Annotated in this window: 5 protein-coding genes and 2 pseudogenes; 4 read left to right on the forward strand and 3 right to left on the reverse strand. The window is 41.1% G+C overall.

Annotated features, from left to right (window positions below; genetic code table 11):
* Positions 1–432: 432 nt before the first annotated feature.
* From DCC82_RS05465 to DCC82_RS05475, 3 genes and pseudogenes are all read left to right on the forward strand, one after another.
* Positions 433–1,701 carry a hemolysin family protein gene (locus DCC82_RS05465; RefSeq protein ID WP_012749314.1) on the forward strand — a complete coding sequence of 423 codons (1,269 nt, stop codon included), beginning with the start codon at positions 433–435 and terminating at the stop codon, positions 1,699–1,701.
* Positions 1,702–1,824: 123 nt separating this feature from the next.
* A pseudogene (locus tag DCC82_RS05470) lies at positions 1,825–2,367 on the forward strand (transporter substrate-binding domain-containing protein); the annotation flags it as partial.
* Positions 2,364–2,813 (forward strand): annotated as a pseudogene (locus tag DCC82_RS05475) (amino acid ABC transporter ATP-binding protein); the annotation flags it as partial. The pseudogenes DCC82_RS05470 and DCC82_RS05475, both read left to right, overlap by 4 nt.
* A 57-nt stretch (positions 2,814–2,870) precedes the next feature.
* On the opposite strand, the gene DCC82_RS05480 reads toward DCC82_RS05475, so the two are convergent.
* The gene (locus tag DCC82_RS05480; RefSeq protein ID WP_062679188.1) at positions 2,871–3,080 is read right to left on the reverse strand and encodes an alpha/beta-type small acid-soluble spore protein; all 210 of its coding nucleotides are present in this window, start codon (positions 3,078–3,080) and stop codon (positions 2,871–2,873) included.
* A 243-nt stretch (positions 3,081–3,323) separates the two neighbouring features.
* Here DCC82_RS05480 and DCC82_RS05485 point away from each other — a divergent pair, with 243 nt between their 5' ends.
* Positions 3,324–3,566 carry a hypothetical protein gene (locus DCC82_RS05485; RefSeq protein ID WP_062753933.1) on the forward strand — a complete coding sequence of 81 codons (243 nt, stop codon included), beginning with the start codon at positions 3,324–3,326 and terminating at the stop codon, positions 3,564–3,566.
* A gap of 50 nt (positions 3,567–3,616) precedes the next feature.
* Here DCC82_RS05485 and DCC82_RS05490 read toward each other — a convergent pair whose 3' ends face one another.
* Together DCC82_RS05490 and DCC82_RS05495 are read right to left on the reverse strand one after the other, a co-directional pair.
* Entirely contained in the window at positions 3,617–4,729 is a 1,113-nt protein-coding gene (locus DCC82_RS05490; protein WP_108430274.1) for an ABC transporter ATP-binding protein, read from the reverse strand.
* A gap of 168 nt (positions 4,730–4,897) precedes the next feature.
* Positions 4,898–5,458: PucR family transcriptional regulator (locus DCC82_RS05495; RefSeq protein ID WP_199222348.1), on the reverse strand; the 561-nt coding region annotated here is incomplete at its 5' end.

Genomic DNA, 5,458 nt, shown 5'->3' on the forward strand with positions numbered 1-5,458 from the left:
GTCAACCAGCCGAACGCGGCAGCCAATTAGGCTAGTTGCAAGCCCACGGCTTTAGCCGTTGGGTAGTTGACAATAAAATGCAAGGGGAAAAAATGGATTTGTCAAAAAGTTGTATAAAATGTCTTACGTATTGAGAAAATTATTGTGTTAACATAACAATGGGGATGATTATCGTTAGGAGGGGCATTTATGGAGGAATTATCCGTAACGTTAAACATTGCTTCATTGCTTGTGCTGATATATTTTATCGGTTCAATCATCATCGAGTCATAAAAAGCTGCAGGGATCATCCTGCAGTTTTATTATATTTTAGACGATAGGCGTTTTGCGAATAGGCTTTTTGTGAAAAATTTGATATAATGTAATAAATACAATGGATAATACTAAAATACTAACAAAGTACGTTTTTTTATTTAGGAGAGTGAAGATTCTTTGGGAGAGTTGCCTCTGAGTCTGTTAGGGTGGTTTTTTCTTTGTATCGTGTTAGTTGCCTTCTTTTCTTCGGTGGAAGCCGCATTTTCTTCAGCGAATAAAATTCGCTTGAAAAATTATGTGGAAGAAAATCACCGTGGCAGCAAGCGAGTAAATTACATTATGGAAAACTTAGATCGCGTCTTATTGACGGTGCTTGTTGCAAACAGAGTCACAAGTATTGTTGCCGTTGCGTTTTTAGCAGATATTGCGACAACGATGCTTGGGGAGCGTGCAGGTCTTATTGCTGCGATTATTGTCATGACCGTGCTTCTTTTAATCTTCGGTGAAATTTTGCCAAAATCGATTGCGAAAGAGCATGCGGAATCGCTATCGATTCGTTATGCCGGAATTGTTTACGCATTGATGAAACTGCTTTCACCCATCACGACATTATTTAACGCTGTAAAAGAGAGCGTAGCGAAACGGTTTACGAATGGAACGGTTGTTCCAGCAGTAACGGAAGAGGAAATTAAAGTGATGATTGATTTAAGTGAAGAAGAAGGCATTATTGACAACAAAGAAAAAGAATTAATTCACCGTTCGCTCGATTTTGATGAAATTTTAGTTGGAGAAATTTTTACGCCACGGTCAGATATGGTCGCTGTGGAAGTAAATCAGCCGATCGAAGCAATTCGCGATGTTTTTCTTGAAGAAAAGTACTCCCGTATACCGGTGTATGAGGAAGATATTGATAATGTGATTGGTATTTTATCTGAAAGGGACTTTTTTAGTGAGCTTGTACAACAAAAAGATATAAACATTCGCGCGTTATTACGCAAGCCGCTGTTTGTCGTGGAATCAATGAAAATTTCTGATTTGTTGCCGGAACTTCAAAAAAGCAGAGTGCATATGGCAATTGTCATTGATGAGTTTGGAGGAACAGCAGGATTAATTACGCTTGAAGACATTATTGAACAAATTGTTGGAGAAATATGGGATGAGCATGATGAAGCGGTAAAAAATATTCAACAAATCGATGAAAACAGTTATGAATTTAACGCTGAACTTCCGCTTGATGAATTTTGCGAAATAATGAAAATTGATGCACCGGAAAGCTCTTCCCATACGTTAGGCGGTTGGATATTTGAAATGTTTGAACGCGTGCCGAATGTCGGCGAAACGCTGCATTATGGTCCGCTTACTTTAACCGTACGACAAGTCGAAAATCGCAGAATTAGGAAAGTACTTGTTTCATTAAATGAGCCGCCGTTAGTGGAAAATATGTAAGGAGCGAGAAGCTCCGTTTTTTGTTTTGTTGTTTATACTCTTTTATTGACATCTTATACAAACTTTTTTATTATGACATATGTCGCTAAAAACCAATCGGAATGATGGAGGTTAAAAAAATATATGAAAAGATTTTTTCTCAAAAGTTTGCTTCTTTTGTTGACAGCTTCGATTTTGTTGTTGGCCGCATGCGGCAATCAGCAATCCAAGGAAAAGTCGGGCAAGCAAGAAACCGACTTGTTAGCGCAGGTGAAAAAATCGGGGGAATTGCGCATTGGAACATAGGGAACATATCCGCCGTTTACGTTTCATGATAAAAGCGGAAAGTTAACCGGTTTTGATGTGGATTTGGCAAGAGAAGTAGCGAAGCGTCTCGGCGTCAAGCCTGTGTTTATGGAAACGCAGTGGGATGCGATGTTCGCGGGATTGGACGCAAAATGTTTTGACATGATTGCCAATGAAGTCGGAATCCGCCGGGACCGGCAACAGAAATATGATTTTTCTGATCCGTACATTACTTCTATGGCGGTGTTAGTCGTTCATAAAGATAACAATAAAGTATCTAAATTTGAAGACATAAAAGGACTAAAAGCAGCGCAATCGATGACAAGCAACTATGCGGATTTAGCGCGGTCGTATGGCGTGCAAATTGTTGGTGTGGAAGGACCGCCCTTGAAAACGTCATGGAAGGACCTGTGACGGTCAAGCGCGAAAAGAAAGAGCGAGTACGCGAGAGAGCGATGGCATTGTTGGAGAAAGTGGGGCTGAAAGATAAAGCCAATCATTATCCATTTCAGCTGTCTGGAGGGCAGCAGCAGCGTGTCGCGATCGCACGGGCGCTCGCCATGGAACCGGAAGTCATGCTGTTTGACGAACCAACATCAGCGTTAGACCCGGAGCTTGTCGGTGAAGTGCTGAAAGTCATGAAAAGTTTGGCGAATGAAGGAATGACAATGATCGTCGTCACTCATGAAATGAGGTTTGCGAAAGAAGCAGCCGATGAAGTGGTTTTTATGGATGGGGGAATCATCGTGGAAAGAGGAGCACCGGAACAGCTGCTCGTTTCTCCGAAACATGAGCGCACAAAACAATTTTTACAACTCATCGAGTAACAAGATAAAGCCCCAGGCAAGACGCCTGGGGCTTAAGCCATGTATATGAAGTTTTTATTAGCGAGTGCCGAATTGGCCGCCGATTTGTTGTTGCGCCATTGCTACAAGGCGTTTTGTAATTTCGCCGCCAACAGAACCGTTAGCGCGAGAAGTTGTGTCAGGGCCAAGGTTTACACCAAATTCTTGAGCGATTTCATACTTCATTTGATCGATTGCTTGTTGCGCACCAGCGACTAGTAGTTGGTTAGAATTGTTGTTACGTGCCATTATGATCATCTCCTTGTTTAAGTTTTGATGGCTGGGTTGTCTGGATTTGCACCAGCACCGCATGCTGTTATAAGCATGCCGCCAAACTAGGCTGAACCCAATATTGTTTGCTAATGGTACTAATAGTTTGAGACGTTTTTCTTTCATTATTCATTTCTTTTTTATGGTAATTTTTAACGTTTTATGGTTGAGGATATTAGGGAATATGTAAAATAAGGTATTGTTTTAGTAGGAGGAAACATCATGAACATTTGCCCGCTATGCAACGGATTACGTAATGTGGCAGTGCATTGTTCGCGCTGTCAGAAGCAAATGGTGGATCAAGGAAAAATTACGGATTATTTTGATGATTACAGCCCGTATATGGATATTGATATGATGAAATTGGTCGATGGGTATCCGAAGACATTGATTCGGCACGAATGTGTGCATCTTTTTTATTGTCTGCATTGCTGCCACGAAGAAGTGCGGTTTATTAAAGAATAGGCTCTAGCATCATCGCTAGAGCCTGTGCAATATTTTGGGGAACGATATCGTTATTTTTCATCCGCAGAACGGATTCGTTTTTCCGTTTCAATATCAAAAAAGTGTGCTTTGTTCATATCTAAGGCAAGGTCTAATTGGTGGCCTGGCTTGATTTCTGTGCGGGCATCGATGCGTGCGACAAATTCTTGTCCATTAATATTGGAATAAATCATCGATTCTGCACCAAGCAGCTCGGCTACCTCAACGCGGGCGGTAATTTTCGTATTTGGCGATGCTTCAAGGAAGAGTGGTTCATCATGGATGTCTTCTGGGCGAATGCCTAAAATGACTTCTTTGCCGATATAGCCCTGGTCGCGAAGCATTTTCATTTTTCCTTCTGGAACGCCAATAGTAATATTTCCAATGACAAACTTGCCATCTTGCAATGTTCCTTTTAAGAAGTTCATCGCTGGGGAACCGATAAAGCCACCGACGAAAATATTTTCTGGTTTTTCATATACTTCTCTCGGTGTGCCAACTTGTTGGATGACACCATCTTTCATGACAACAAGCCGTGTTGCCATTGTCATTGCTTCCGTTTGGTCGTGTGTGACATAAATTGTTGTTGTTTCTAAACGCTGATGCAATTTAGCGATTTCGGAACGCATTTGCACGCGAAGTTTTGCGTCTAGGTTCGAAAGCGGCTCGTCCATTAAAAATACTTTTGCGTCACGGACGATAGCGCGGCCTAATGCCACCCGTTGACGTTGACCACCGGAAAGCGCTTTTGGCTTGCGATCTAAGTATTGCTCAAGGCCAAGAATGCGCGCTGCTTCACGAACGCGGCGTTCGATTTCTGCTTTTGGGAATTTCCGAAGTTTTAAACCAAATGCCATGTTATCGTAAACGGTCATATGCGGATAAAGAGCGTAGTTTTGGAATACCATCGCAATATCGCGGTCTTTTGGCGCAACATCATTCATGCGCTTGCCGTCAATATATAAGTCGCCTTTTGAAATTTCCTCAAGGCCGGCAATCATCCGCAATGTTGTTGATTTGCCGCAGCCGGATGGACCGACAAAGACGATAAATTCCTTATCTTTAATATGTAGGTTAAAATCTTTTACAGCGATTACGTTGTTATCGTAAATTTTATAAATGTGCTCTAAACGAAGCTCTGCCATATTCTCACTCCCTCTATTAGAAAACGTTTTCAACTGCTTTAAGCGTACCGAAAATAGCAGAATTCGTAAATGGACAACATGCACAAAAAAAGAGGGAGATTTCAGGCAAGATGACGAATAGACGGACTATGCGCTTGCCTCGTATGGTGATCCTGGCTTTACTGTAGTTCAATTGTCCGCATATTGCTGTAATAATATTGCTAAATACACAGCGACAGCTCCTTTAAAATGTTTAATATCGATTCCTGTTTTTTCAATAAATTTATCAATGCGATATTGTAAACTGTTGCGGTGCATATATAACTTTTTTGCCGCTAAGGAAACGTTTAGATTGCATTGAAAAAACGTTTTGATGATATGAAGTGACTCGTCATCCAATGTTTCGAGAAAAGGAAGCGACTTCTTGATCATTTCAAGTTCCGAGGAACCATGGATAAGCAATAGCGGAATCACATCTTCCATCTGATATACCGTTTGTGTTGGCATATACGTTTGTGCTAGCTGGAAACATTGTTTTTCGTGGCAAAATAATTCATAAAGATGGTCACCATATGGATGGATGTGCCCGATAAATAGATGAATGGTGATATAAAAATCGGTAGATAATGTATCAATAATTTCAGCAAACGGCAAAGGATCTAGGGTTGGTTTTTGTTTTTTGTAACTATTCACCCCAGTGCTAGTGTATAAAAAAGCCCAGCACAAATAGGGCATTTCGGTCATAGAAAA

The sequence above is a fragment of the Geobacillus sp. LYN3 genome (assembly GCF_003064505.1).
GTDB classification, from domain to species: Bacteria; Bacillota; Bacilli; order Bacillales; family Anoxybacillaceae; genus Parageobacillus_B; species Parageobacillus_B toebii.